The sequence below is a fragment of the Streptomyces sp. NPDC088097 genome (assembly GCF_044741845.1).
Classification (GTDB): domain Bacteria; phylum Actinomycetota; class Actinomycetes; order Streptomycetales; family Streptomycetaceae; genus Streptomyces.
In genome coordinates, this window is the sequence record NZ_JBIUTJ010000001.1 from 878,052 (window position 1) to 904,245 (window position 26,194).

At 70.0% G+C, this 26,194-nt stretch carries 20 protein-coding genes; 15 read left to right on the forward strand and 5 right to left on the reverse strand.

What is annotated here, in order from left to right; all coding sequences use genetic code 11:
- Positions 1–12 precede the first annotated feature (12 nt).
- Positions 13–2,496, forward strand: coding sequence for a YfhO family protein (locus ACIOD1_RS03940; protein WP_401899964.1), 2,484 nt, complete (start codon positions 13–15; stop codon positions 2,494–2,496).
- Here the strand turns inward: ACIOD1_RS03940 and ACIOD1_RS03945 are convergent.
- From ACIOD1_RS03945 to ACIOD1_RS03955, 3 genes are read right to left on the reverse strand one after another with little or no spacing between them, the layout of a single operon-like run.
- A complete protein-coding gene (locus tag ACIOD1_RS03945) occupies positions 2,493–3,389 on the reverse strand; it encodes a hypothetical protein (protein ID WP_401899966.1) in 897 nt (298 codons plus the stop codon). The genes ACIOD1_RS03940 and ACIOD1_RS03945 overlap by 4 nt on opposite strands.
- Before the next feature lie 17 nt (positions 3,390–3,406).
- Positions 3,407–4,120 (reverse strand): hypothetical protein, encoded by a 714-nt coding sequence (locus ACIOD1_RS03950; protein ID WP_401899967.1) that lies wholly within the window; start codon positions 4,118–4,120, stop codon positions 3,407–3,409.
- The gene (locus ACIOD1_RS03955; RefSeq protein WP_401899969.1) at positions 4,117–5,151 is read right to left on the reverse strand and encodes a peptidoglycan DD-metalloendopeptidase family protein; all 1,035 of its coding nucleotides are present in this window, start codon (positions 5,149–5,151) and stop codon (positions 4,117–4,119) included. The genes ACIOD1_RS03950 and ACIOD1_RS03955 overlap by 4 nt, the downstream gene beginning before the upstream one ends.
- A gap of 174 nt (positions 5,152–5,325) precedes the next feature.
- On the opposite strand from ACIOD1_RS03955, the gene ACIOD1_RS03960 reads away from it, so the two are divergent.
- From ACIOD1_RS03960 to ACIOD1_RS04025, 14 genes are all read left to right on the forward strand, one after another.
- Entirely contained in the window at positions 5,326–5,877 is a 552-nt protein-coding gene (locus ACIOD1_RS03960) for a DUF6668 family protein (RefSeq protein WP_401899972.1), read from the forward strand.
- An 8-nt stretch (positions 5,878–5,885) separates the two neighbouring features.
- Positions 5,886–6,143 (forward strand): hypothetical protein, encoded by a 258-nt coding sequence (locus ACIOD1_RS03965; protein WP_401899973.1) that lies wholly within the window; start codon positions 5,886–5,888, stop codon positions 6,141–6,143.
- Positions 6,144–6,305: 162 nt separating this feature from the next.
- Positions 6,306–6,593, forward strand: coding sequence for a hypothetical protein (locus ACIOD1_RS03970; protein WP_365621689.1), 288 nt, complete (start codon positions 6,306–6,308; stop codon positions 6,591–6,593).
- A 15-nt stretch (positions 6,594–6,608) separates the two neighbouring features.
- Complete coding sequence (locus tag ACIOD1_RS03975) at positions 6,609–7,409, forward strand: hypothetical protein (protein WP_401899976.1); 801 nt, start codon at positions 6,609–6,611, stop codon at positions 7,407–7,409.
- Positions 7,399–8,592, forward strand: a complete 1,194-nt coding sequence (locus tag ACIOD1_RS03980; RefSeq protein ID WP_401899979.1) for a hypothetical protein — start codon at positions 7,399–7,401, stop codon at positions 8,590–8,592. The genes ACIOD1_RS03975 and ACIOD1_RS03980 overlap by 11 nt, the downstream gene beginning before the upstream one ends.
- A 75-nt stretch (positions 8,593–8,667) precedes the next feature.
- A complete protein-coding gene (locus ACIOD1_RS03985; RefSeq protein WP_401899981.1) occupies positions 8,668–8,910 on the forward strand; it encodes a hypothetical protein in 243 nt (80 codons plus the stop codon).
- A gap of 36 nt (positions 8,911–8,946) precedes the next feature.
- The gene (locus ACIOD1_RS03990; RefSeq protein ID WP_401899983.1) at positions 8,947–10,002 is read left to right on the forward strand and encodes a zeta toxin family protein; all 1,056 of its coding nucleotides are present in this window, start codon (positions 8,947–8,949) and stop codon (positions 10,000–10,002) included.
- 54 nt (positions 10,003–10,056) lie between these two features.
- A complete protein-coding gene (locus ACIOD1_RS03995; protein ID WP_365621675.1) occupies positions 10,057–11,550 on the forward strand; it encodes an SCO6880 family protein in 1,494 nt (497 codons plus the stop codon).
- 92 nt (positions 11,551–11,642) lie between these two features.
- Positions 11,643–13,055, forward strand: coding sequence for an ATP/GTP-binding protein (locus ACIOD1_RS04000; RefSeq protein ID WP_365621851.1), 1,413 nt, complete (start codon positions 11,643–11,645; stop codon positions 13,053–13,055).
- Entirely contained in the window at positions 13,052–14,818 is a 1,767-nt protein-coding gene (locus ACIOD1_RS04005; protein WP_365621673.1) for a TraM recognition domain-containing protein, read from the forward strand. The genes ACIOD1_RS04000 and ACIOD1_RS04005 overlap by 4 nt, the downstream gene beginning before the upstream one ends.
- Positions 14,815–15,195 carry a DUF4913 domain-containing protein gene (locus ACIOD1_RS04010; protein ID WP_365621670.1) on the forward strand — a complete coding sequence of 127 codons (381 nt, stop codon included), beginning with the start codon at positions 14,815–14,817 and terminating at the stop codon, positions 15,193–15,195. The genes ACIOD1_RS04005 and ACIOD1_RS04010 overlap by 4 nt, the downstream gene beginning before the upstream one ends.
- 41 nt (positions 15,196–15,236) lie before the next feature.
- Positions 15,237–16,589: a hypothetical protein gene (locus ACIOD1_RS04015; RefSeq protein WP_401899986.1), complete on the forward strand. Its 1,353-nt coding sequence runs from the start codon at positions 15,237–15,239 to the stop codon at positions 16,587–16,589.
- 23 nt (positions 16,590–16,612) lie between these two features.
- A complete protein-coding gene (locus ACIOD1_RS04020) occupies positions 16,613–17,056 on the forward strand; it encodes a hypothetical protein (RefSeq protein ID WP_401899987.1) in 444 nt (147 codons plus the stop codon).
- Positions 17,053–18,156: a tetrahydrofolate dehydrogenase/cyclohydrolase catalytic domain-containing protein gene (locus ACIOD1_RS04025; protein WP_365621663.1), complete on the forward strand. Its 1,104-nt coding sequence runs from the start codon at positions 17,053–17,055 to the stop codon at positions 18,154–18,156. The genes ACIOD1_RS04020 and ACIOD1_RS04025 overlap by 4 nt, the downstream gene beginning before the upstream one ends.
- A 76-nt stretch (positions 18,157–18,232) precedes the next feature.
- Here the strand turns inward: ACIOD1_RS04025 and ACIOD1_RS04030 are convergent, their stop codons facing one another.
- Together ACIOD1_RS04030 and rpoB are read right to left on the reverse strand one after the other, a co-directional pair.
- A complete protein-coding gene (locus tag ACIOD1_RS04030; protein WP_365621660.1) occupies positions 18,233–22,132 on the reverse strand; it encodes a DNA-directed RNA polymerase subunit beta' in 3,900 nt (1,299 codons plus the stop codon).
- A gap of 97 nt (positions 22,133–22,229) precedes the next feature.
- Positions 22,230–25,712 (reverse strand): DNA-directed RNA polymerase subunit beta, encoded by a 3,483-nt coding sequence (rpoB, locus tag ACIOD1_RS04035; protein ID WP_365621657.1) that lies wholly within the window; start codon positions 25,710–25,712, stop codon positions 22,230–22,232.
- Between the last annotated feature and the right edge of the window lie 482 nt (positions 25,713–26,194).

Here is a 26,194-nt window from a genome sequence, read left to right on the forward strand (position 1 = left end):
AGGAGCAGGACATTGGGGACGGTCACCTCGGAGCCGACGACGGCGGGCAGTCCGCCCCCTGACGGCGCCCCGGCCCCCTCGCCACGGCGCCCGGGACGGCTCTCCCGCCTCTACGGGCCCCTCCTCGCCTTCCTCGTCACCTCGGGCGCCTTCTGCGCGGCCTGGCTCGCCCGCGGCAGCTTCCCCTTCGGGGGCCCCGGACGGGCCCTGAACGACCAGGCCAACCAGTACGTGCCCTTCCACCGCGCCCTGTGGGACCTGGTCCACGGCCAGGCCGCCGGCGACGTCCTGTTCACCTGGCGCGGGGGCTTCGGACAACAGTTCCTGTCCGACTACTACACCTACCTCGGCAACCCGTTCTCCTGGCTGGCCGTCCTCGTCCCGCGCGCCCACGTGGACCTGGCCGTCTTCGTGATCACCCCGATCACGATGGGCACCGCCGCGGCCCTGATGACGGTCTACCTCGGCAAGCTCCAGCCCGGCCCCTGGTGGCAGCGGGGCGTGCTCGGCGCCACGTACGGGCTGTGCGGGTGGGCGCTGAGCGACGCCTCGTACATCCCGATGTGGCTGTGGGGGATGGTGGCGCTGCCGATGCTCGGCATCGCCGTCGAATGGTGTCTGGAGGGCCGCCGCTGGCCCGGGGTGGCGCTGCTGGTGGCGCTCGCCTGGTACGGGAACTTCTACACCGCGATGATGGCCACGATGGCGGCCTGCGTCCTGCTCGCCGTCCGTCTGGTCACCCTCGACCTGACCGGCGCCCAGCGGCTGCGGGCCGTGGGCAGGGCCGCCTCGGCGGCCTGCGTGGGCATCATGCTGACCCTGCCGTTGCTGCTGCCGTCGTTCCTCTCCAGCGGCTCCGCCCAGCCCACGAAGGCGGCGGCGTTCGACCCCGTCCGCATCGAGGTCTTCCTCACCGGGATGCTGCCGGCGACCCACCTGTGGGGCGGCCGGCCCCGGCTGTACGTGGCCTCGCTGGGGCTGATCCTGGCCGGCTCGTTCCTCTTCAACACCGCCGTGGCCCGGCGCGTCCGCCTGGTGTGGGCCGCCGCGACCCTGCTGGTGGTGGCCTCGTTCCAGTTCCCGCCGACCCAGTTCGTCTGGCACGGCCTGGCCGTGCCGAACGGCAACCCGTACCGCGAGGCCTTCGTGTTCAGCGCGATGGTCGTCGTCCTGGCCTGGCTGGCGCTGGCCAACCGGCCGCGCCCGCTGCACCTGGCGCTCTCGGCCGGTCTGCTGGTGCTCGCCACCTTCGTGCTCCGCCACACCAACGACTTCGGCGGCTGGACCTGGCCCGCGGTGCTCGGCGGCGGGGCCCTGTCGCTGCTGGCCCTGGTCCTGCTCTCGCTGGGCGACAAGCGGCGCTTCCTCGTGCCCGTCGCCGCCGTCCTGATGGTCGCCGTCGTCTTCGCCGAGTCCACCGTGGCGGCGGCCAACGCCGATGCCCGGCGGGCCCGCGAGAGCTGGGCGAAGCCGGCCGTCACCTCGAACCGGTCCATCACCGACCACTTCGAGGCCGTCCGGGGCGTGGACGGTTGGCCCGCCTACCGGACGGACTCCGGCGCGCCGCAGACCTCGTACAACGACGCCCTGGCCCTCCAGGCGGAGGGCCCGCAGTACTACAGCAGCTACCTGCCGCAGGCCACCTACGAGGCGCTGGAGCCCCTCGGCTACGGCTACAAGAACGACGGCCGCACCTTCTTCGGCGCCGACAACCCGGTGCTCGACGCGATCTTCTCGATCGGTGCGCGGGTCCGCCCGGGCGCCGCCCCGGGCAGCTGGACCGGCTCGAAGTTCCCCGCTCCCCCGCTGGTCACCGTCCGCCCCTCCGCGGCGTTCACCTCCCCCAACCCGGCGGACAGCGTCTACGCCCACCAGGAGAACGTCCTGGGCGCCGCCGTCTACCGGGTCCCGGAGGTCACCGCCGGGGGCACCGCCACCGCCCAGACGTACGCGGCCCAGTGCACCCCCGGCTCCGAGGCCTACTGGTACTCACCCGCGCTCTACGGCACCCTGCACGGCAACGGCGTCCAGCGCCGCCTGGAGGACCGCATGAGCGGGGTCGTCCCCCTGGGCCAGGTACCGCCGTCGGGCCGTGTCGAGGTCACCGTGAACACCCGGACCAAGAACGCCACGGCCGGCGCCCACCCCGTCGGCTGCCTGGACCGCGACGGCCTCGACGCGACCGTCCGCCGGCTCACCGCCACCGGCGCCACCTCCGTCTCGGCGGGCGGCCACAGCATCGAGGCCACCCTCCCGCCCGGCTCCACCGGCACCGCCGTCTTCGCCATGACGGCCGTCCCGGGTTGGCAGTGCTCGGCCCCGCAGCGCGCCTTCCACGGCCTGGTCTCGGTCCCCCTCACCCCGGGCACCGACAAGGTCTCCTGCACCTTCACCCCGAAGGGCCTCACCCCGGGCCTGGCAGCGGCCGCCCTGGCCCTCCTGACCATGGCCGCGGTCACCACCACGGCGTACGTCCGCCGCCGCGGCCGGGCCTAGGCGCCGGCCCGCTGCTCCAGCCTGGCCATGCGGGCACGGGCCGATTCCAGCTGCGCGGCGTCGGCTCCGGGCAGGGCGGTCCAGAGCGCGAGCAGGTCGCGCCCCATCCGTATCCCCTCGGCCGGGTCGGTGACCTTGATCCAGGCCGCCGCGGCGTTCAGCACGCTCTGTATGGCCTGCGGGTCGTCGCGGCCGCTGCGGACGCGGGCGATCTCCATGGAGCTGTGAAAGGCCCGGCGGCTGTCCCCTGCGACGAAGGCGACGTAGGCGTTCAGCTCGCGCAGTTGCAGCACCTCCGGCGACTCCCAGCCGAGTCGCTCGGCGGCCGCGTTCACGCTCTGCTGCGCGAGAGTGGCGGCCCACTCGATGCGCCCGGAAAGGAGCGCCTCCTGGATCCGCGCCCCGGGTCCGGCGACGAGGTCGCCGACGGGGTGCGCGGGCACGGGGGACGGTGCGGGAACGGGCCGCGCCGGCGGGACCGGTGACGGTGCGGGAACGGGCTGCGGGACGGGCGCGGGCGGTGCCGGCTCCTCCGGTACCTCCTCGGCGGAGGTGTCGGCCGGCCGGCCGACGGCCAACGGCGCTCCGGGAAGCGGCTCGGGCTGGGCGGTGAACCGGCTGGAGCCGTCCTCCAGCACCTGGATCCGTACGACGAAGGCGATCCGCTCGTCCCACACGTTCGCGAGGACCGGCGCTCCCGTGGACAGCACCTGCCGGTGGAGGTAGTCGAGGACGGCGTCCTGCGGCTCCTCCCCCACGCCCGCGATGACGGGCATGCCCGCCACCTCCGCATACCCGGCCCCGGTGATCCGTACGTCCACGGACACGGGGGCCAAGGGGCCGGGCTGCGGGGCCGGCTCCGGCTGCCGGGCTCGGCGACTGAAGAGGGGCATGGGTTCCTCGGCTCTGCTCAGCGTGCGGGTGTGGAAGAAGGAGAAGGAGAGGAGGGGCCGGTCGGGACCGCCCGGGGCGGGGTCGCGGCCGGTGTCACGATCACCGCAGCGACCCGCCAGCCGGCCGGGCCGGCCATGGTCAGCTTCACCACGGCGGTCAGCCGTGGCCCCGGGCCCGTCCAGTCGTCACGGCCGTGGGCCGTGCCGTCGACGTAGAAGGTCAGGAAGGAAGCCCCGGATGTGCCGCCCGGCCCCTGGTCGTCCTCGTCCGGGGTGATCTCCAGCGTGATCCACGCCCGGTGCTCCGCCCACGTCGCCCAGTCCCAGCCGCTGCCCGCGCCGGACCGGTAGTCGCGCTCGGCGTTCGCCTGTTCCTCGGTGAGGTACGGGAGGGCCCGGAGTCTCGCGTCCTGCGGTCCGTTGTCATAGCCCGTGTCGTAGCCGTAGGCCGTCGCCAGCCAGGCTCGCGCCACCGCGCTCGCGTCGGAGGCGTCCGGCGACGGTACGGGCTGCACCTTCGCCTGCGCGTCGAGCGGCTTGCCCGGCGGCACCGGGGCCTTGACGGCGAAGGTCTCGGAAACGGACGGCGACGCCGCCGGCCCCGCGCCCTTGTCGTCCCGCAGGTCGCGCAGACCGCATCCTGTCAGGAGCACGGCGCCCGCCGCCGCCGCGAGTGCCAGGCCGGCAACCCTGCGCACGACGATCGTCTCCCCGCCGGTCCGCCCGCTCATCTGCCTATCCAGGGGGCGGGGTTCACGTATTCACCGTTCTGTTGGACCTCGAAGTGGAGGTGGGCGCCGGTGGAGTAGCCCGTCGTTCCGACGAGCCCGACCACGGTCCCGACTCCGACCTGTTGACCGACACCCACGTTCAGGGCGGACATGTGGTTGTAGGTCGTCGAGATCTGCGAGCCGCCGATGGTGCCGTGCGATATGACGACGCGGTTTCCGTAGGCAGTGTTCCATCCCGCGAAGGTGACGGTGCCCTCCTTGGCCGCGAGCACCGGATTGCCTTCGCCGAGGCCGAAGTCCATGCCCGTGTGCAGCTTGGTGACGCCCGTCACCGGGTGCACGCGCATGCCGTAGGGCGAGGTCACCGGCGGGTTGCCGCGCACCGGCATGGCCATCCGCTGCCCTGCGGGGATGGTGCCCGTGCCGGGGTCGGACCCGATCGCCGTGTACTTCGCCATGGCGCTCTTGATGGCGACGACGTAGCTCTGGGTCTCCTGGTAGGGGGGTATGCCGCCGTACTTCTCGATGGCGCCCGGTCCCGCGTTGTAGGCGGCGAGGGCGAGGTCGAGGGTGGGGCCGCTGGCTATGCCGCGCGCCTTGTAGCCCTCGACGTCCCTGGCCAGGGCGCAGTCGTAGCGCCCCTGGGCCATGATCGCGTCGCCCGGGTCGAAGGGGTCCACCCGGCCGTTGCCGTCGTCGTCCCGGCCCCAGCCGACCCAGGTTCCGGGCATGAACTGGGACAGGCCCTGCGCACCGACGGGCGATGTCCTGCCGTTGATCCAGCCGGACTCGGCCTCGATCTGCGCCGCGATGACGGGTGGCGTGATCTGCGGGCAGATCGAGCCCGCCTTCAGCACCCAGGGCACGTACTGCGGGGGAACGTTCTTGGGGTTCAACGCCCCTCCCCCGCCGGCCAGTCCCAGGTCGGTTCCGCCACCGCTGACGCCCACGAACAGTACGAAAGGCGTCATGACGACCGCGACCGCGGCGCCGGCCACCCACATGGCCGCGCCGCCCCCCTCTTTCGACATCGCTCCCCCGTCGACATGTTCCAATGCCGTTTACCCGTGCGAGTCTCCTGGGGGGCCGCCCGGTAGAGGGTCACGAGACTGTCACAAACAATCCCCAGAGATTCGCACTAAGTTGTCGACGCAGGACGCTACGCGAGTGGGCGGGCCGACGTCGACACGGGGGGAGTTGAAGCCATGCATCAGGAAACGGCGGGTGGGCCGGAGATCTGGATCCGGGGACCGGTCGGCGCGGCGGCGGCACGGGCCGACGCCTCCGCCCCACCCCAACACCCCATTGCGGACAACTCGTTTCCGGCCAGTGCGACCCTTTCGGAGACTTCTTCCGTCAGCTGGATGAACGCCCACGGCGGCGCCGGAGCCACCACGTTGGCCACGGTGTTCGGCGGGTTCGACGCCGGATCCCGATGGCCCGACCCGGCGGGCGGAGCGTCCGGAAGGATCCTCCTCGTGGCCCGCACGCACGCGTCGGGACTCCAGGCGGTGTCACAGGTACTGGATATGATCCGAAAGAATGAGCAGCCGTCAGGAAGCGTTCTGCAGGCAGTGGTTCTCGTCGCCGACGCCCCCGGGCGCCTGCCCCAGGAACTGGCCAAACGCATCAAGGTGATCGGCTCGGTCGTCAAGATCCACCGGATCCCGTGGATTCCGGCCTGGCGCATGGGCGACCTGTCCGGGCCGGCACCCCGGGAGGCTTCCGCGCTGTCCAAACTGATCGGCAGTCGATGACCGCCACCATGAGGGGAAGCGCAATGGAGTGGATGCTGGCAGTCGGCCAAAACGTCACGGGCCCCCTCGACCGCGTGCTCGGCTGGATGGCGTGGTTCGTGTCCGCCGCCGCAATGCTCGGGGTGCTGATCGTCGGATCCCGCATGGCCATCGCACTGCGTTCGGGCACCGGCGACGAACACCTCACCCAGCTGGCCACGGTCCTGGGCGCCTGCGTCATCGGCGCCACGGCGGGACCGATCGTCGCTTTCCTGCTCTCCGGCTGAAGCCGGGCCCTCGACGGAAATTGCTGCGACCCGGTCACAAGCCGGACTCAACCGATCGCCCTGTACGCCATCCCTGCCATGATGCCGTCGGCTATTGGATCGCAACACCGTTGACAATTCGACCAGTTGGTCGGCGTAAAACATCATCCAGGGGGATTTCTCATGCTCAGCAAGGTCCGCGACGCCGCCGTCATTCTCGCGGCTGATGTCCCGAAGCCCGGAATGGACGCACCTCCGGAACTCACCGCCAAGGTGAACGACGTGCTCGGCATCGTGGCCTGGGCGGGCACCGCGGCCGGAGTGGCCGGCGTCCTGATCACCGGCGCCATGATGGCGATATCGATGCGCCGCGGCGAGGGCTCCGAGCACATGGGACGTCTCGGCATGGTTCTGGGCGGCTGTGTCCTGGTGGCCACGGCCGGCCCTCTCGTCGCCTTCGTCTTCAACTGATCCGGGGGCTGACCGATGAGGGGTACCGGAGGATCCCGTGGCAGCAGCGGCGAATGGGAGAAGCCGTTCTGGCAACAGCGCGGCTGGCTGATCTCGGCCGCGTTCCTGCTGGCGATGTTCCTGATCGGCGGCTTCGTCCTGCTGACCGGTGAAGACACGACCGGCGACACCGGGCAGCCCGCGCCGTCGCAGCCGACGGCGAGCGGCCCGCCGGCCACCACGCCGTCGGCGACACCGCCCGGTTCGACGGAAGGGCGCCCCGCGGGGTGCAGCACGAACGACAGCGACCAGAACGTGCCGACGCAGAGCCCGGCGGACCTGCAGTGGAAGCAGTCGGACACCGACCTGCTCCCGGTGTCCGACTCGCTGGGGCCGCGCAAGTTCGACGGCCCGCTCTGGAGCTGCTACGCCCATACGCCGACGGGCGCCGTACTCGCGGTGCACGGCATTTCCACCCACTTCACCGGACCGCGGTGGCGTGAGGTGGCCGACCGGCAGATGGCGCGCGGAGCCGGCCGCGACGAGTTCATCAAGAAGCGCGGGAGCCTGCCGGCCGACCAGACCAAGAAGGGCGCCCCGGGAAGCAACGGAACCTACGCCGGCTTCTCGGTCCTCAGCTACTCCGCGACCCAGGCGACCGTCATGCTGCTGATCCAACTGCCCGAGAAGGGCTACGCGTCGGGAACGGCTTCCGTGGTGTGGGAGGACGGCGACTGGAAGCTCCGTCCCACCCTCACGGGATCGCTCCTCGAAGGCGTGGCGTCGGTGACCGGAACGGACGGCTTCATCATCTGGGGAGGCGGAAATGCCGGTTGAGCTGCCGAGCCCGGGTGACGTCAAGGACTGCGTGCTCCATCCGATCGACTGCGCCAAGGACGGAGTCAAGGGCGTCGGCGGCGCCGTCGCCGACGGCGCCGTGGGCGCCTTCGCCCAGGCGATCGGCAAAGCGGTCGGCGAGATCCTCAAGACTCTCAACGGCGTCTGGCTCAAGGTCGGCGACGGCACCACGCTGAACCCCCAGAAGGGCACCGGTCTCGGCGCCATCATGGGTGAGACCAGCTGGATCGTCGGCTACGTCGCCGTCGCGTCCGTCCTCATCGCCGCGTTCCGGATGGCCTACGAGCGCAAGGGCCAGTCCATGCAGCAGGCGTTCATGGGGATGTGGAAGGTCATCCTCGTCAGCGCCATGGCACCCGTGATCGCGCAGTCCTTGTACGCGGCCTCCGACGCCTACGCCAAAGAGGTCTACGGCAAGGCCAACCTCGGGGAGAACGCCGAGAAGATCGTCGGCTTCGCCGCGCTGGAGAGTCCCGGCACGATCATCATCTTCGGCATCCTGGTCATGCTGTCGAGCTTCGTTCAGATCATCCTGATGTACATCCGGCTCGGCGTCCTGATCATGCTGATCGGCACGCTTCCCATCGCCGCGGCCTCGTCGATGACGGGCTGGGGCGAGGGTTGGTGGAAGAAGCACATCGGCTGGACCACGGCGTGGCTCCTCTACAAGCCCGCCGCCGCGCTGATCATCTATTCCGCCACGTCGATGACGAAGGACGAGAAGAGCCTGGACAGCGTGATCGCCGGCATGGGGATGCTGATCCTCTCGGTCTTCGCTCTGCCCGCGCTGCTCAAGCTCGTCGTCCCCGCGACGGCCGCGCTCGGCGGCACGTCCGGCGGAACCGTCGCACTGAACGTCGCGAACAACATCGCCTCCGGCGCCATCAGCATCGCCAGTGGCGGAGGCGGCGGTGGGGGCGGTGGGGGCGGTGGGGCCGGAAGCGGCGAAGGCGGAGGCGGAGGCGGCCCCGCGGGCTCCCCGTCGGCAGGCGCAGGATCCTCCGCGGGAGGTGCCGCGGGAGGTGCCGCGGGAGGTGCCGCGGGCGGCGCGGCAGTCGCCGTCCAGGCGGCCGCGGTCGTCGTCCAGGCGGGCATCAGCGCGGCAAACGAGGTCGCCGGATCGCTGGACGACAACGACGGTATGAAGGGCCACAACCAGTAGCCCGAGCGCGGGACGCGCGGCAGCCTCCGCGCGTCCCCGCTCCGGCTTGCTGACGCCCGCACGAAAGGAACACCGATGACGGACCAGCCCTCTCTCCGCGCCTACCTCCAGCTCTACGCACGAGGCGGCATCCCCCGTGAGGAGATGCTCGCCACCGTCGCCGCCTGGGACTTCGAGGATGAGGTCCGGGACGACCTCGTCATCGAGCCCACCCGCCAGGACAACACGCACAGCGTGGTGTCCGGCGCCGCGCTGCGCGGTCTCATCACCCGCGAGGACCTCGCCGAGATCCAGCAGCGGATCGACGCCCGGGACTGACCCTGCGCGGACCATGGGATCACTGATCGGAGAGACATGCTGACGGGGGAGTACGCACAGCTCTACGGCGAGTTGCAGCGGCGGATGGCGCGTGGTGGCGACTTGTCTCCCGGACCGACGGACACCGAGGGGCGGTTCCGCCGCGGTGTCCGGTGGGAGGGTCGGGAGGACCTGCACCAGACCGTCCTGGAGCGTTTCATCGCGGCGAACCGCGATCGTCCTCAAGGCGGCCAGGCCGTGCTGATGACGGCGGGGGCGCCGGGCGCCGGCAAGAGCACCGCCCAGGACAATCTGGTGCGGTGGCAGCGGGAGGATCCCGACCTGGGCCGCCATCTCGCGTCCGCACACGGACTGGACATCAAGGACTACGTCGTCCTGGACCCCGACCTGTTCAAGCGTGCCCTCTTCGAGGGAGCCGGGCTCCCCGCCATGGACCCCGGGTCCATGGCCCTGCCCTTCGGGCGGGAGCTCGCCCCGGCCGAGATGTCCGGCCTGCTCCACAGAGAAGCCTCTTTCCTCCGAGACCAGTTCGAGGAATGGGCACGCGACGGGGGCTACAACCTCCTCTACGACGCCACCCTCGCCAATGAGGCCGTCGGCGCCCAGCTCCTGTCCGGCCTCGCCCAGGACGGCTACGACCAGCGCGTCATCCTCTCCGTAGAGGTCCCCGTCGACGTTTCGCTGGCCCAGAACGCGGACCGCTGGCTGAAGGGCCGCCTCGCCTACGAGCAGGGCACCGACCGGTACGGCGGACGGATGTCCCCCGAAGGCATGATCCACGCCCTCTATGGCAAGACCACCACCGGCCAGGGCCATTCCATCGGCCGCGAGAACGCCCGGAAGCTCGCCGAGCGCGGGCTGGCCACCGGCCTGATCACCACCGACCGCGGGTCCTTCACCCGCACCGCGCCCGCCACCACCGTCCCGGCGAGCACCGCCACCTTCCAGCGCGGCGACACCACCGTCGGCATCGCCGCCGCCGGGCGCCTCCGTTCTCCCCGGGGCGCCGCCACCGGCACCGCGCCCCCGACCCGGACGCCCGCTCCCCGGCTCCCCGGCCAGACCCCGCCCGCCCCCGGCCGCACCCGCTGATCCGGCCGCCCCTCCGGCCACACCCCACCGACGAACACTCCCGAAAGGAAACCCATGGCCACCGAATCCATGGCGCGGCCTACCTACGGAAACTGGCGGCGGCCCCGCAGGCCCGGCCTCGGGCCGCTCGGTCTGCTCGGGACGGTCGTCGCGTTCGGCGGGCTCGTGGTCGTCCTGCTCGCGTCCCTGATCTCGCTCCCCGCCGCCATCGGAGTCCTGATACCGCTGGCGCTCTTCCTCGGACCGCTCGCGCTGCGCACCGCCGACGGCCGCAACGTCTACCAGATGGTGGCCGTGCGGATCGGCTGGATGAAGCGCAAGGCGAACGGCTCCCACACCTACGTCTCCGGCCCGCTGTCGCGGCGTACGGAGGGGCACTTCTCCCCGCCCGGCATGCTCGCCCGCGTGAAGATGCTGGAGGGCAACGACGCCTACGGCCGCCCCTTCGGCGTCCTGCACCACCCGGGCCGCAACCTCTACACCATCGTCATGGCCTGCGAGCCGGACGGCGGATCCCTCGTCGACCCGCAACAGGTGGACATCTGGGTGGCCTCCTGGGGTGACTGGCTGGCCCGGCTCTCCCACGAGCCCGGCCTGCGCGGGGCGCAGGTCGTCGTCGAGACGGCGCCCGACACCGGGACCCGGCTCGCCGCCGAGGTGCTGCCGCGGATCGTGCCCGACGCCCCGCCGGCGGCCCGAGCCGTCATGGAGGAGGTCGTGGCCCGCTACCCGTCCGCGTCCTCGGAGATGCACACGTACATCGCCCTCACCTACGGTGCCGCGCCCGGCCCGCGGCGCAAGCAGGACGACATCATCACCGACCTGTCGATGCGCCTGCCCTCCCTGCTGTCCGGACTGGTCGCGGCCGGCGGCGGCTCCGCCTCTCCGCTGTCCGCGGAGCAGATCTCGGAGATTGTCCGCACCGCCTACGACCCGGCGATCGCCCCGGACATCCTGAACGTGCGTGCCGAGCACGGTGTCACCGGGGTGCAGTGGCACGACGCGGGGCCGGCCGTCGCGGTAGAAACCGTCGACGGGTACAGGCACGACTCCGGGGTGTCCCGGACGTGGATGCTCACGCTGGCCCCGCGCGGCACCGTCCGCTCCAGCGTGCTGCGCGGACTGCTGGAGCCCGCGCAGGGCACCCGCCGCAAGCGGGTCTCGCTGGTCTACCGGCCCATCGACCCGGGGACGTCGGCCCGGATCGTGGAGGCCGACCGCCGCTCGGCCCACTTCATGGCCGGCTCCCGGCGCGGGCTGGTCCAGGCCCGCGCCGCGTCCGAGATGCGCGCCGCCGAACAGACCGCCGCAGAGGAGGCCTCGGGCGCCGGCCTCGTCGAGTTCTCGATGATGGTCACGGTCACGGTGGCGGACGAGGAGCAGCTGGCGGACGCGTCGATCACCGTACGCAACCTCCAGGCCTCCTCGCGCATCCTGATGCGTCCCGCGGACCGCATGCAGGCGGCCGCGTTCACCTGCACCCTGCCGGTCGGCCTGCTGCCGTGGGAGCACACCCTCATCCCGTACCAGCTCAGGGAGACGCTGTGAGCAAGAAGCAGCCCCAGGCCCCCCGGCAGCCCCGGACACCCGTCACGCCGTCGCGCGGCTGGGCCGGTCCCGGTGGCGGGCAAGTCGGCCACATGGACCCGCCCTCGATGTGGCGCGCCACCACCGTGCAGGCGTGCGGGCTGTGGCCTTTCGCCGCGGGTTCGGGGGCGCCCATGACGGGTGTGCCGCTCGGTCAGCACCTGCACACCGGGGCGACGGTGTGCGGGGACCCGATCTCCTGGTTCACCCGTGCCCGGTACATCTCCAACCCGTCGCTCTTCATGCTCGGCATGCCCGGACTCGGCAAGTCCACCCTGGTCAACCGGATGCTCATCGGGATGACCGCGACCGGTGTGGTGCCGCTGGTCCTCGGCGACCTCAAGCCTGACTACGCGGACACCGTACGGGCCCTGGGCGGCCAGGTGATCTCCATCGGCCGCGGCGTCGGCGGGATCAACGTCTTGGACCCCGGCGCGATGGGCGAGGCGGCCGAAAGGATCGGCGGCGAGGCCGGGCGGGTCCTCCAGGCGGAGGCGCACGGCCGTGTGCTGAACATGGTCGCCGCGCTGATCACCATCATGCGCGGCCGCCCCATGGACGACCACGAGCAGTCGGTGCTCTCGGCGTGCCTGCACCACCTCAAGGACCGCGCCACCCCGGGCCGGCCGCCGCTGCTGCCCGACCTGCTCAAGGTGCTCGACGAGGGCCCGGACCGGGTCCGCGCCGTCACCCTGGACCGCGGCAACCAGGAGCGCTACCAGGAGGCGGTCGATCCGCTGCACCGTTCTCTGATCGGCATCCTGGACGGTCCGCTCGGCGACACCTTCGCCACGGAAACCTCCACCCGGATCAACCCCAACGCCCCGGCCGTCTGCGTGGACATCTCGCGCATCGGTGAGGCCGACACCCAGTTGACCGCCGCCGCGATGCTGGCCGCGTGGTCGGACGGGCTCGGCACCGTCGCCGCGGCGCACGCCCTGGCGGACGCGGGCCTGGCTCCGCAGCGCTGGTTCTTCACCGTCCTCGACGAGCTGTGGCGGCCGCTACGCGCCGCCTCCGGCATCGTGGAACGCATCGACGCCCTGACCCGCCTGAACCGCTCGCTCGGGCTCGGCGACGCCAAGATCACCCACACGCTCAAGGACGCCGAGGCCCTCGGCAACGAATCCGACCGGGCGAAGGCCCGCGGTTTCGTGGAGCGCGCCGGGATGGTGGTGTGCGCGGGGCTGCCCCGTACCGAGATGGAGGAGCTCAGCAAGGTCATCGGCATGTCGGAGCGGGAGATCGACCTGGTCTCGTCCTGGTCCTCCCCTCCGGGCTGGGCCAACCCCACGGCCAGCTCCGAGCCGCCCGGCCGCGGCCGCTTCCTGATCAAGGTCGGCGGCAGGCCGGGCATCCCCATCAAGGTGGCCATCACGGAGACCGAGAAGAACCTGCACAACACCAACAACCGTTGGACCGACGCCGGGAAGCTCCCCCTGATCAAGCCCAGGGAGGGGCGGTGACCTCACGCGCCCCCGGGAAGAAGGGCGGCGGCTCCGCCGAGGACCTCCTCCCCTGGCTGATCGTCGGGGTCGCCGCCGTCGTCTTCCTCGGCTTCCTGTCCGCCTGGCTGGGCGGCACGCTCGGCGCGGCCGCCACGGGCGCGGGCTGGGACCCTCCCCCGTTCGCCCTGAGCACCCTCGCCACCCTGGTCCAGGACGGTCCGCAGGCGCTCTGGCCCGGTACCTCCGTCGCCGGGTCCGGCGCCGGTATCGCGGTGACGTTCGGCGTGCTCCTGGGACTGGTGGCGGCCCTGATCCTGCTCGTGCGCAAGGGCGGTGCCCGCTCCGACGGCCTGGCCGGCCGCAAGGAGCTCGCCGCGATGCTCCCCAAGGGCGCGGCCGCCCGCGCCCTGGAACTGCGCCCGCAGCTGCGGAAGCTCACCAACGGAAAGCCCACCCCGGACGACAGCGGCAACCTGCTGGGCAACCTGGAACCGGGCGGCCCCGAGCTGCGTTCCAGCTACGAGGACGTGGAGCTGGACCTGATGGCCCCCCGGGCCGGCAAGTCCACCGGCATCGCCGTCCCCCGCGTCCTGCGCGCCCGCGGCAGCGTCCTGCTGACCTCGAACAAGTCGGACGTCTACAGCGTCACCCGCGCCGAACGCGAACGGGTAGGCCAGGTCTGGACGTTCGACCCGCAGGGCATCGCCCACACGCCCCGCGCCATGTGGTGGGACATGCTCGCCGACGCCCGCGACATCGAGGGCGCCCGCCGGCTCGCGGGCCACTTCGTGGGCGCCGTCAACGACGACTCCTCCAAGCGGGACTTCTGGATCTCCGCCGCGCAGAACACCCTCACCGCCCTCTTCCATGCCGCCAGCAAGGGCGGCCGCGGCATCGACGAGGTCCTGGGCTGGCTGGCCGACCCTGCCGACCGCACACCCATCGACCTGCTGCGCGACGCCGGCATGACGGCCCTCGCCGAGCAGCTCCGCGGCACGATCCAGGGGGCCGTCGAGACCCGCGACGGCATCTACGAGACGGCCCGGCAGTGCGTGGCCTGCCTCTTGGACCCGCGGATCGCGGCCTGGGTGAGCCCGGACCCGGTGCTGCCGGAGTTCCGTCCCGACCGGCACGTCCTGGGCACCGACACCCTCTACCTGCTGTCCAAGGACGGCGGCGGTTCCGCCGCCGGCGTGATCGCGGCCGTCGCCGACTCCGTGCTGCGGGCCGGCGTCCGCGCCGCGGAGCGCATGGGCGGCCGGCTCGAACCGCCGATGACCGCCGTCCTCGACGAGGCCGCGAACGTCTGCCGGATCTCCGACCTGCCGGACCTGTACTCGCACCTCGGCTCGCGCGGCATCAACATCGTGACCCTGCTGCAGAGCTACCGGCAGGGATCCCGGGTGTGGGGCGAGGCCGGCATGGACGCCCTCTGGGGCGCCTCGACGATCAAGCTGCTCGGCGCCGGCCTCGACGACGCGGACTTCGTGGAGAAGATCTCCCGGCTGGTCGGCGAGCAGGACGTCAGCACGGTCAGCTACTCCCGGAGCAAAGACGGCCGCACCCGTTCGACCTCGTACCGGCTGGAGCGGATCCTGCCCGTGGACCGGATCCGGGCGCTGCCGAAGGGCACCGCGCTCCTGCTGGCCACGGGTGTCCGGCCCGCCCTGATCCGGCTGCGTCCCTGGTACCTGGAGCCGGGCGCCGACCGCATTCAGGCGGCCGCGCAGGCCGAGGTGGGGGCCATCACCGCCCGCGCGGCGAGGGAGGCGTCCCGATGAGCACACCCGCCGGCGCCGGCGGGCCGCCGCCCTTCATCCTCTACCTCGACGACAAGGCCTACGAGGAGGAGCTGGAGCTGCTCGTCACCTGGGTCCACGCCCTGCTGCTTCCCGTCTACGGCCGGGAGGCCACCTCGTCCTCGCCGTGGTGTCCGCGCTGGTGGGAGCACCTGGAGGCGGTGGCCCGGCTGCACGGCCTGTGGCTGGCCTGGCAGGAGCTGACGGACCCGGGGGCCGGGCCCAGCGGCCCCGCGCTCTGGCACCGTGACCACCTGGGCGCCGTGATGGGCGAACTGCGCAGCCCGGCGGGGCCGTTCGCCGGATGCAAGGAAGGATCCCACCGGGCCAAACCGGCACCGGTGGTAGAGGCGTACTGATTCTCACCGAAGGCGGAACAGCTGTGCGTAGGGGAAATGCGGTGGCGGGAGCGCTCCTGGCGGGAGCGCTCCTCGCCGGGTGCGGCGGGGGCGACGGCAAGGCGCCGGACCCCGCCCGGAACGGCGCGGCGCCACCCGGGAAGGCGGCCCCGTCCGCCGAGGGCGTCACGGTCCTGCTGACGGTGCCGCCGGCGTACGCGGCCGACCAGGGGTGGCAGCAGAGCCTGAGCTGGATGCCGAAGAAGTACAGCTCCAAGCCACCGGTCGCGGTCGCCACCCGGACGGACGCCGTCGCGTACGTCACGGCCTCCGAGGACGGCTACGTCACCCGGCTGCGCCAGGCCTCCACCGGACGGATCCTGTTCACCGGCAGGCCGTGGCAGCCCCCCGCCTCCATGTCCGACGCCGGGAAGTACGGGTACGACGGGGACTCGGTGGAGCTGCCCTCGGTGTCGACCGCCGTCCAGGACGGCCGTGAGTACGTCGTGACCTGGGCGCACGGCATCCTCGGCGAGGACGCCCTGAACAAGGGGAAGGAGGTCGTCCGTCTGGCGGTGTACCCGGCGGACGCCTCCGGTGCCGCCGTCGCCCCCCTGCGCGAGATCGACGTCCCGGTCCGGACGAGCGGGCCGAACGGCAACGACGACGAAGCCAACCTCCGCGTCGAGGACTACGGGACGGGCCTCCAGGTCCACTGGAGCGGCTCCTCCAACGGCTCCGTGGCCGTGGACCCGGCGACGGGCACGATCGACGCCTGCGGCGACTCCTGCACCAAGGGACGCGGGGAGGTCAGGACCGGCAAGGGGTGGCTGGTCCAGGACTTCTACGGCGCCTTCCTCGTCCCCGGCGCCTGGACCTCCTTCGACGCCATCCCGCCGGGCGCGTCGGCGAAGAAGGGCGAGGTCAGCATGGACGGCGTCTACCGATCCGCCGTCCGCGGTCACGTCTTCTCGTCCTGGCACACCCCGGCCGACAAGATCCTCTCCCCGCTCACGGCGGTCCACGACGCCGCCACGGGGAAGCTGGAGACGAGCATGCCCTGCGAAATGAAGCACGGCGGCGCCGTCACCTCCCCCAACGGCCGTTTCATCGCCGACGGCACCGCCGCCTTCGACCTCCAGCGCCTCCAGGGCACCTGCCTGAGCGAGAACGAGCAGCGCAAGCAGGGCGTCTTCGTCCGGTCGGTCACCGACGCCGGCACCGCCTACGGGACCGTCGGCAACGGGCTCGGCGACACCTCCGCCGCGGAGGTCGACCTCGCCGCCGGCACCGGCGCCCCCAAGGTCCTCCCGCCGGGCACCGTCGTGCCCGCCTGGGCCCTCAAGGACACCGGCATCTTCGTGACACCCGGCCCCGCCGGAGGACTGCTCGTCTCGGCGCTCAAGCACAACTGACCGACCCGCACATGGAGAGACACATGGACCTTCCCCAGATCACCCAGCTGTTCCGGTGGCGGCACCCGCTCGCCGGCGAGGCCCACGCCCTGCTCCGCGCGGCCTACGATCCGGCCACCGGTCAGGCCGTCGCCGTGGTCTCGGAGCTCGCCGACAACCCGGACGACCGCGGGATCACGTACGACTTCTCGTGCGTCGCGGAGGCCGCCCTGCCCCTGCTCCGCGCCAAGCTCAGCCCCCACCTCGGATCCGTCCTGTGGATCGCGCACTTCGGCGACTTCTCGTACCACTACGTCCCCGGGCCCGAGACGTTCACCGCGATCTCCCTCGACGTCACCGGGACCGGGTACGCGGACGACTACGAGGGCGACCGGGAGCTGACCGCGGACGAGGTGACCCGGCTGCTCGGCGGCCACCCGCTGACGCCCGTCCCCGAGGTCCTGGCCGGACTGGGTCCCCTGACGTGACGGAACTGGTTTCGGGCCGGGACGTCCTGCGCCAGGCCCGCGAGCTGTACGCGCACTACCAGGAGATCGTCCGGCCCCGAGAACAGAAGGTCACGATCATCCGGTTCGCCCCGGCCCGGGACGACCCGCCGGACTGGCGGATCCGCCTGGAGGCCTCCCGCGTGTCCGCCGAACAGAAGGTGAAGGCGTTCGAACACCTCGGCTTCAAGGCCGAGCACGTGATCCTGCCGCCCGGGACCGACCGTGCCGGCTTCCAGAAGGTCCTGGAACGCCACAACGCGGACCCGAGCACCCGCGCGATCATCATTCAGTTCCCGCCGCCGATCAACCTCATGCCGGTCGTCGCCCACCTGGACCCGGCGAAAGACATCGACGCCCTGCTCAAGGGCCGCTCTCCGTACCCGGCCTGCGCCACCGCCGAGGGCATCTACCGGGTCGCCGAGCCCTTCGCCCAGGACATGCCCTCCATCGCCGTGGTCGGCAGCAAGGGCTTCGTCGGCCAGGGCGTCGTCGGACTGCTCCGGGAGAACGGCCACGACCCGATCACCCTGGACCAAGGCGACGACCTGGGCCGGGTCCGGCAGGCCGACATCGTCATCTCCGTCACGGGCAACCCGGGCATCCTCGGACCCGACCACATCCAGCCCCACCACCGGGTCGTGATCGACTCGGGCTTCGTCCCCCAGCCGGACGGCAGCGTCCGCGGCGACATCCGCCCCGAGGCCGCCGGGATACCGCAGCACATCACCCCCGTACCCGGCGGCATCGGACCGGTGGAGATGGCCACCCTCATGGAACGGGTGGTCCGCCAGGAGGTGGATCCCCACGTCACCCCATGGAAGGTGACCGCCGGCCCGTTCCTGGACCGTGCCGGGTTCGCCGCGGCGGCCTCCGCGGCCGCACCCGCCGCCACGGCCGGCGCCCCCACGGCCGGCGCCCCCTCCACCCCGGTCTCGGTCGCCGCGGCCGCACGGCTGCGCGGCGGCGGGGCGCTCCCGGGCGCCGCCACGACTTCCCCGGCCGCACCCCCGCGGACCCCCGGCAGGCCGGCCTCCGCTCCGCAGCAGCAGCCCCAGCGGGGCGACGGCCGCACCCGCTGATCCCACCGGACCCGGAAACGCCGCAGGGCGGCCACCCTCTCGGGTGACCGCCCTGCGGTTACTGCTCTGGCGCGACTCAGCCGTTGTACGGGCCGTAGTCGTAGTCCTCCAGCGGGACAGCCTGGCCGGAGCCGGTGCCGAAGGGCGAGTAGTCGATGTCGTCGTAACCGACGGCCGAGTACATCGCGGCCTTGGCTTCCTCGGTGGGCTCGACCCGGATGTTGCGGTAGCGGGCGAGGCCCGTACCGGCCGGGATGAGCTTACCGATGATGACGTTCTCCTTGAGGCCGATGAGGCTGTCGGACTTGGCGTTGATCGCCGCATCCGTCAGGACTCGGGTCGTCTCCTGGAAGGAGGCGGCCGACAGCCAGGATTCCGTCGCCAGCGAGGCCTTGGTGATACCCATCAGCTGCGGACGGCCGGAGGCGGGGTGACCGCCCTCGGTGACCACGCGACGGTTCTCGGTCTCGAACTTCGAGCGCTCGACGAGCTCGCCCGGCAGGAGCTCCGCGTCGCCGGACTCGATGATCGTCACGCGGCGGAGCATCTGCCGAATGATGATCTCGATGTGCTTGTCGTGGATCGACACGCCCTGCGAGTTGTAGACCTTCTGGACTTCGCCGACCAGGTGGACCTGGACGGCACGCTGGCCGAGGATGCGCAGCACGTCGTGCGGGTTGGTGGCACCCATGGTGAGCTTCTGGCCCACCTCGACGTGATCGCCCTCGTGCACGATGACCTTGGCGCGCTTGGAGATCGGGAACGCCGTCTCCTCGCTGCCGTCGTCGGGCGTGATGACGATCTTCTTCGTCTTCTCGGTCTCCTCGATCCGCACGCGACCGGCGGCCTCGGAGATCGGGGCGACACCCTTCGGCGTACGGGCCTCGAAGAGCTCGACGACACGCGGCAGACCCTGCGTGATGTCGTCACCCGCCACACCACCGGTGTGGAAGGTACGCATCGTCAGCTGGGTACCGGGCTCACCGATGGACTGGGCGGCGATGATGCCGACCGCCTCACCGATGTCGACCAGCTTGCCGGTGGCCAGCGAGCGGCCGTAGCAGAAGGCACAGGTGCCGACCGCGGACTCACAGGTCAGGACCGAGCGGGTCTTGACCTCCTCGACGCCGTTCGCGATGAGGGCGTCGATGAGCACGTCGCCGAGGTCCACGTTGGCCGGCGCGATGACCTTGCCGTCGATGACGACGTCCTCGGCCAGCATGCGGGCGTAGATGGAGGTCTCGACGTCGTCGGCCTTGCGCAGAGCGCCGGTCTCGTCCTTGACACCGATCTTCAGCTTCAGGCCGCGCTCGGTACCGCAGTCCTCCTCGCGGATGATCACGTCCTGCGAGACGTCCACCAGACGACGGGTGAGGTAACCCGAGTCGGCGGTACGCAGGGCGGTGTCCGCCAGACCCTTACGGGCACCGTGCGTGGAGATGAAGTACTCCAGGACGGTGAGGCCCTCACGGAAGGACGCCTTGATCGGACGCGGGATGGTCTCGTTCTTCGCGTTCGACACCAGACCACGCATACCGGCGATCTGTCGCATCTGCATCATGTTTCCTCGGGCACCCGAGTCAACCATCATGAAGATGGGGTTCGTCTTGGGGAAGTTCGCGTTCATCGCCTCGGCAACCTCGTTGGTCGCCTTGGTCCAGATCGCGATGAGCTCCTGCGTGCGCTCGTCCTTGGTGATCAGACCGCGCTCGTACTGCTTCTGAACCTTCTCGTCCAGCTCCTCGTAGCCCTTGACGATGGCCTTCTTGGCCTCGGGCACGACGATGTCGGAGACGGACACGGTGACGCCCGAACGGGTCGCCCAGTGGAAGCCGGACGCCTTCAGGTTGTCGAGCGTCGCCGCCACGATGACCTTGGGGTAGCGCTCGGCCAGGTCGTTGACGATCTCGGAGAGCTGCTTCTTGCCCACCGAGTAGTCGACGAACGGGTAGTCCTCGGGCAGCAGCTCGTTGAAGAGCGCGCGGCCCAGGGTCGTGCGCAGCCGGAACTGGTCGCCCTGCTGGAACTCCTGCTCGCCCTCTTCGGCGACCGGGGGCACCCAGCCACGCGGCGGGATGGTGCCCACCGGGAAGCGGATGTCGACGGCCGACTGGAGAGCCAGCTCACCGTTGTCGAACGCCATGGTCGCCTCGGCCGTGGAGCCGAACGCGCGGCCCTCGCCCTTGACGTCACGGAGCTCACCGTCGGTGGTGAGGAAGAACAGACCCAGCACCATGTCCTGGGTCGGCATGGTGACGGGACGACCGTCTGCCGGCTTCAGGATGTTGTTCGAGGACAGCATCAGGATGCGGGCCTCGGCCTGCGCCTCTGCCGAAAGCGGCAGGTGCACGGCCATCTGGTCACCGTCGAAGTCCGCGTTGAACGCGGTGCAGACGAGCGGGTGGATCTGGATGGCCTTGCCTTCGACCAGCTGGGGCTCGAAGGCCTGGATGCCGAGGCGGTGCAGCGTGGGCGCACGGTTCAGCAGAACCGGGTGCTCGGCGATGACCTCTTCGAGCACGTCGTAGACGACCGTGCGGCCGCGCTCGACCATGCGCTTCGCCGACTTGATGTTCTGCGCGTGGTTCAGGTCCACCAGGCGCTTCATCACGAACGGCTTGAAGAGCTCCAGCGCCATGGCCTTCGGCAGACCGCACTGGTGCAGCTTCAGCTGAGGACCGACGACGATCACGGAACGCGCGGAGTAGTCCACGCGCTTGCCGAGGAGGTTCTGACGGAATCGACCCTGCTTGCCCTTCAGCATGTCGCTGAGGGACTTCAGGGGACGGTTACCGGGACCGGTCACCGGACGACCACGACGACCGTTGTCGAAGAGGGCGTCGACGGCCTCCTGGAGCATGCGCTTCTCGTTGTTCACGATGATCTCGGGGGCACCGAGGTCGAGAAGGCGCTTCAGGCGGTTGTTGCGGTTGATCACGCGGCGGTACAGGTCGTTCAGGTCGGAGGTCGCGAAGCGGCCACCGTCCAGCTGCACCATCGGACGCAGGTCCGGCGGGATCACCGGCACGCAGTCCAGAACCATGCCCTTGGGCTTGTTGCTGGTCTGCAGGAACGCGGAGACGACCTTGAGGCGCTTGAGCGCACGGGTCTTCTTCTGGCCCTTGCCGGTACGGATGATCTCGCGGAGGCGCTCGGCCTCCTCGTCGAGGTCGAAGGACTCCAGGCGCTTCTGCAGCGCGGCGGCGCCCATGCAACCGTCGAAGTACGTGCCGAAGCGGTCACGCAGCTCGCGGTAGAGCAGCTCGTCGCCCTCGAGGTCCTGGACCTTGAGGTTCTTGAAGCGGGCCCACACCTCGTCGAGGCGGTCGATCTCGCGCTGGGCGCGGTCACGGAGCTGCTTCATCTCGCGCTCGGCACCTTCGCGCACCTTGCGGCGTACGTCGGCCTTCGCGCCCTCGGCCTCAAGCTCGGCCAGGTCGGTCTCGAGCTTCTTGGCGCGGCCTTCGAGGTCCGAGTCGCGACGGTTCTCGATCTGCTGGCGCTCGACGGAGACGTGGGCCTCCAGCGACGGGAGGTCGCGGGTGCGGCGCTCGTCGTCCACGAACGTGATCATGTACGCGGCGAAGTAGATGACCTTTTCGAGGTCCTTCGGCGCGAGGTCCAGCAGGTAGCCAAGTCGCGACGGAACGCCCTTGAAGTACCAGATGTGAGTGACGGGAGCGGCGAGCTCAATGTGGCCCATCCGCTCACGGCGCACCTTGGCGCGCGTGACTTCGACGCCACAACGCTCACAGATGATGCCCTTGAAGCGGACACGCTTGTACTTGCCGCAGTAGCACTCCCAGTCCCGGGTAGGACCGAAGATCTTCTCGCAGAAGAGTCCGTCCTTCTCGGGCTTGAGCGTGCGGTAGTTGATGGTCTCCGGCTTCTTGACCTCGCCGTGGGACCAGGTTCGGATGTCGTCCGCGGTGGCAAGGCCGATCCGCAGCTCGTCGAAGAAGTTGACGTCGAGCACTGTGCGTCAATCCCTCTTTCGGGGTCGAGTCTCAATCATGGTCTGAACGGTCCCGGGGATGACGGGGGGCTCTTGAGCGAGCCCCCCGTCAGGCCCGTCAGACCTCTTCGACGCTGCTCGGCTCACGCCGGGACAGGTCGATACCGAGCTCCTCCGCCGCGCGGAAGACGTCCTCGTCGGTGTCGCGCATCTCGATGGACATGCCGTCCGAGGACAGCACCTCCACGTTGAGGCAGAGCGACTGCATTTCCTTGATGAGCACCTTGAAGGACTCGGGAATGCCCGGCTCGGGGATGTTCTCGCCCTTGACGATGGCCTCGTAGACCTTCACGCGGCCGGTGACGTCATCGGACTTGATGGTCAGCAGCTCCTGGAGGGCGTAAGCGGCGCCATAAGCCTCAAGCGCCCACACCTCCATCTCACCGAAGCGCTGGCCACCGAACTGCGCCTTACCACCCAGCGGCTGCTGCGTGATCATCGAGTACGGACCGGTCGACCGCGCGTGGAGCTTGTCATCGACCAGGTGGTGGAGCTTGAGGATGTACATGTAGCCGATCGAGACCGGCTCCGGGAACGGCTCGCCGGAGCGGCCGTCGAACAGGTGCGCCTTGCCGGTCGGCAGGACCAGACGGTCCCCGTCGCGGTTCGGGATGGTGTGCTCGAAGAGGCCGGAGATCTCGTCCTCGCGGGCACCGTCGAACACCGGGGTGGCGACGTTGGTACCGGGCTCGACGCGGTCGGCGCCGATCACCTTGAGGCGCTCGGCCCACTCCTCGCCCAGACCGGAGACGTCCCAGCCGCGGCTGGCGAGCCAGCCGAGGTGGATCTCCAGGACCTGTCCCGGGTTCATTCGGGACGGGACACCCAGCGGGTTCAGGATGATGTCGACCGGCGTGCCGTCCTCAAGGAAGGGCATGTCCTCGATCGGAAGGATCTTGGAGATGACACCCTTGTTGCCGTGGCGGCCGGCGAGCTTGTCACCGTCGGTGATCTTGCGCTTCTGGGCGACGTAGACGCGAACCAGCTGGTTCACGCCCGGAGGAAGCTCGTCGCCCTCCTCGCGGTCGAAGACGCGGACACCGATGACCTTGCCGATCTCACCGTGAGGGACCTTGAGTGAGGTGTCACGCACCTCGCGGGCCTTCTCACCGAAGATGGCGCGGAGCAGGCGCTCCTCCGGGGTCAGCTCGGTCTCGCCCTTCGGCGTGACCTTTCCGACCAGGATGTCGCCGGCGACGACGTCCGCACCGATGCGGATGATGCCGCGCTCGTCGAGGTCCGCGAGGACCTCTTCGGAGACGTTCGGGATGTCCCGGGTGATCTCCTCCGGGCCCAGCTTGGTGTCACGGGCGTCGACCTCGTGCTCCTCGATGTGGATCGAGGAGAGGACGTCGTCCTGTACGAGGCGCTGCGACAGGATGATCGCGTCCTCGTAGTTGTGACCTTCCCAGGGCATGAACGCCACGAGCAGGTTCTTGCCGAGGGCCATTTCGCCCTCTTCGGTCGCAGGACCGTCGGCGAGGACCTGGGACTCGATGATCCGGTCACCCTCGTTGACGATGACCTTCTGGTTGACCGAGGTGCCCTGGTTCGAGCGGGAGAACTTCGCGACGCGGTACGTGGTGTACGTGCCGTCGTCGTTGGCGACGGTGATGTAGTCGGCCGAGACCTCCTGGACGACACCGTCCTTCTCCGCACGGATCGAGTCACCGGCGTCGACCGCACAGCGGTACTCCATGCCGGTGCCGACGAGCGGCGCCTCCGCCTTGATGAGCGGAACGGCCTGGCGCATCATGTTCGCGCCCATGAGGGCACGGTTGGCGTCGTCGTGCTCCAGGAAGGGGATCATCGCGGTCGCGACGGACACCATCTGGCGCGGGGAGACGTCCATGTAGTCGACGTCGTCGCCGGCGATGTAGTCGATCTCGCCGCCACGACGACGAACCAGCACGCGGTTCTCGGTGAAGCGCATGTCCTCGGACAGGCCGGCGTTGGCCTGGGCGATGACGAAGCGGTCTTCCTCGTCCGCGGTCAGGTAGTCGACGTCGTCGGTGACGACACCGTCGATGACCTTGCGGTACGGGGTCTCGACGAAGCCGAACGCGTTGACGCGACCGTAGGACGCGAGCGAGCCGATCAGACCGATGTTCGGGCCTTCAGGGGTCTCGATCGGGCACATGCGGCCGTAGTGCGACGGGTGAACGTCACGGACCTCGAAGCCGGCCCGCTCACGGGACAGACCACCGGGACCCAGAGCCGAGAGACGACGCTTGTGCGTCAGACCCGACAGCGGGTTGTTCTGGTCCATGAACTGCGACAGCTGGCTGGTGCCGAAGAACTCCTTGATGGAGGCGACGACCGGCCGGATGTTGATCAGGGTCTGCGGCGTGATCGCCTCGACGTCCTGGGTCGTCATCCGCTCGCGGACGACGCGCTCCATACGAGCCAGACCCGTGCGGACCTGGTTCTGGATGAGCTCGCCGACGTTGCGCAGACGACGGTTGCCGAAGTGGTCGATGTCGTCGGTCTCGACGACGATCGAACGACCCGACTCACCGGTGGTCTCGGTCTCGCCCGCGTGGAGCTTCACGAGGTAACGGATGGTCGCGATGATGTCGTCGGTGGTGAGCACACCGGCGTTCAGCGGCTCTTCCGCGCCGAGCTTCTTGTTCACCTTGTAGCGGCCGACCTTCGCGAGGTCGTAGCGCTTCGGGTTGAAGTAGAGGTTCTCGAGCAGCGTCTGAGCGGCCTCGCGGGTCGGCGGTTCGCCCGGACGCAGCTTGCGGTAGATGTCGAGCAGCGCGTCGTCCTGACCCTGGGTGTGGTCCTTCTCCAGGGTGGCGCGCATGGACTCGTACTCGCCGAACTCCTCCAGGATCTGCTCGGTGGTCCAACCGAGAGCCTTCAGGAGAACGGTGACGGACTGCTTGCGCTTGCGGTCGATGCGAACACCGACCATGTCGCGCTTGTCGATCTCCATCTCAAGCCAGGCACCCCGGGACGGGATGATCTTGGCGGCGAAGATGTCCTTGTCGGACGTCTTGTCGATGGAGGAGTCGAAGTAGACACCGGGGGAGCGGACAAGCTGCGACACGACGACACGCTCGGTGCCGTTGATGACGAAGGTGCCCTTGTTGGTCATGAGCGGGAAATCGCCCATGAAGACCGTCTGAGACTTGATCTCTCCGGTCTCGTTGTTCGTGAACTCGGCCGTGACGAACAGCGGCGCCGCGAACGTGAAGTCGCGGTCCTTGCACTCGTCGACAGAGTTCTTCGCCGGCTCGAAACGGTGGTCGCGGAAGGTCAGCGACATCGACCCGGAGAAGTCCTCGATCGGCGAGATCTCCTCGAAGATCTCTTCCAGACCGGACTTGGTGGGGACGTCCTGTCCACTCTCAAGCGCCGACTCGACGCGAGACTTCCAGGCGGCGTTCCCGAGCAGCCAGTCAAAGCTTTCGGTCTGCAGCGCCAGGAGGTTCGGAACCTCGAGGGGTTCCTTGATCTTTGCAAAGGAGATGCGCAGCGGGGCAGTGCTGGCACCGTTGTTCGTATTGGTCGAGGCGTTGCGCGAGGCGGCCAAGAGGGGGTCCTTCCGAGGGCTCGGACTCACTACGCGCGTACCGGTCCCAGCCGACACAGAAGACAGGCGCTCTCGATCCGGCCAAATGACCAGTTCAGGGACGATCAGTCAGGTGTGCTCAAGCGTGGGCATGCCCCTGGCGACGGGCAGGGGGCAGCTAACAGGCAGCGCAAAGGGTCAGTGTAGCCACAAGGCTCACTGATGTCCAGACCAGGTTTCCGGAAACCGGCAACAGGCCTTCCCCACGTCGTTTAAAAACCAACCCTGCGTCCCTAACGCTGCTGCGGCTCTCGCACACAGAGCGCGTATCAGTACTGCCCTCTTCGTCACCGATCCATACCTCGGATCCGGGATCGAACCGGCCGATCCGCCCGAGTGCCCGGCGACGGGACTGAGAATTGCGCGCCGCCGGCCGTTCGTCAAGGGCTCCTGCTCCAGGCGGATCATCTCCGGACCCTGCTCCGAGGCAACGATGATCACCC

Bases quoted from the DNA above. Each gene is read 5' to 3' on its own strand.
- ACIOD1_RS03945 (WP_401899966.1), bottom strand. From the start codon at position 3,389: ATGCCCCTCTTCAGTCGCCGAGCCCGGCAGCCGGAGCCGGCCCCGCAG.
- ACIOD1_RS03950 (WP_401899967.1), bottom strand. From the start codon at position 4,120: ATGAGCGGGCGGACCGGCGGGGAGACGATCGTCGTGCGCAGGGTTGCC.
- ACIOD1_RS03955 (WP_401899969.1), bottom strand. From the start codon at position 5,151: ATGTCGAAAGAGGGGGGCGGCGCGGCCATGTGGGTGGCCGGCGCCGCG.
- ACIOD1_RS03960 (WP_401899972.1), top strand. From the start codon at position 5,326: ATGCATCAGGAAACGGCGGGTGGGCCGGAGATCTGGATCCGGGGACCG.
- ACIOD1_RS03965 (WP_401899973.1), top strand. From the start codon at position 5,886: ATGAGGGGAAGCGCAATGGAGTGGATGCTGGCAGTCGGCCAAAACGTC.
- ACIOD1_RS03970 (WP_365621689.1), top strand. From the start codon at position 6,306: ATGCTCAGCAAGGTCCGCGACGCCGCCGTCATTCTCGCGGCTGATGTC.
- ACIOD1_RS03975 (WP_401899976.1), top strand. From the start codon at position 6,609: ATGAGGGGTACCGGAGGATCCCGTGGCAGCAGCGGCGAATGGGAGAAG.
- ACIOD1_RS03980 (WP_401899979.1), top strand. From the start codon at position 7,399: ATGCCGGTTGAGCTGCCGAGCCCGGGTGACGTCAAGGACTGCGTGCTC.
- ACIOD1_RS03985 (WP_401899981.1), top strand. From the start codon at position 8,668: ATGACGGACCAGCCCTCTCTCCGCGCCTACCTCCAGCTCTACGCACGA.
- ACIOD1_RS03990 (WP_401899983.1), top strand. From the start codon at position 8,947: ATGCTGACGGGGGAGTACGCACAGCTCTACGGCGAGTTGCAGCGGCGG.
- ACIOD1_RS03995 (WP_365621675.1), top strand. From the start codon at position 10,057: ATGGCCACCGAATCCATGGCGCGGCCTACCTACGGAAACTGGCGGCGG.
- ACIOD1_RS04000 (WP_365621851.1), top strand. From the start codon at position 11,643: ATGGACCCGCCCTCGATGTGGCGCGCCACCACCGTGCAGGCGTGCGGG.
- ACIOD1_RS04010 (WP_365621670.1), top strand. From the start codon at position 14,815: ATGAGCACACCCGCCGGCGCCGGCGGGCCGCCGCCCTTCATCCTCTAC.
- ACIOD1_RS04020 (WP_401899987.1), top strand. From the start codon at position 16,613: ATGGACCTTCCCCAGATCACCCAGCTGTTCCGGTGGCGGCACCCGCTC.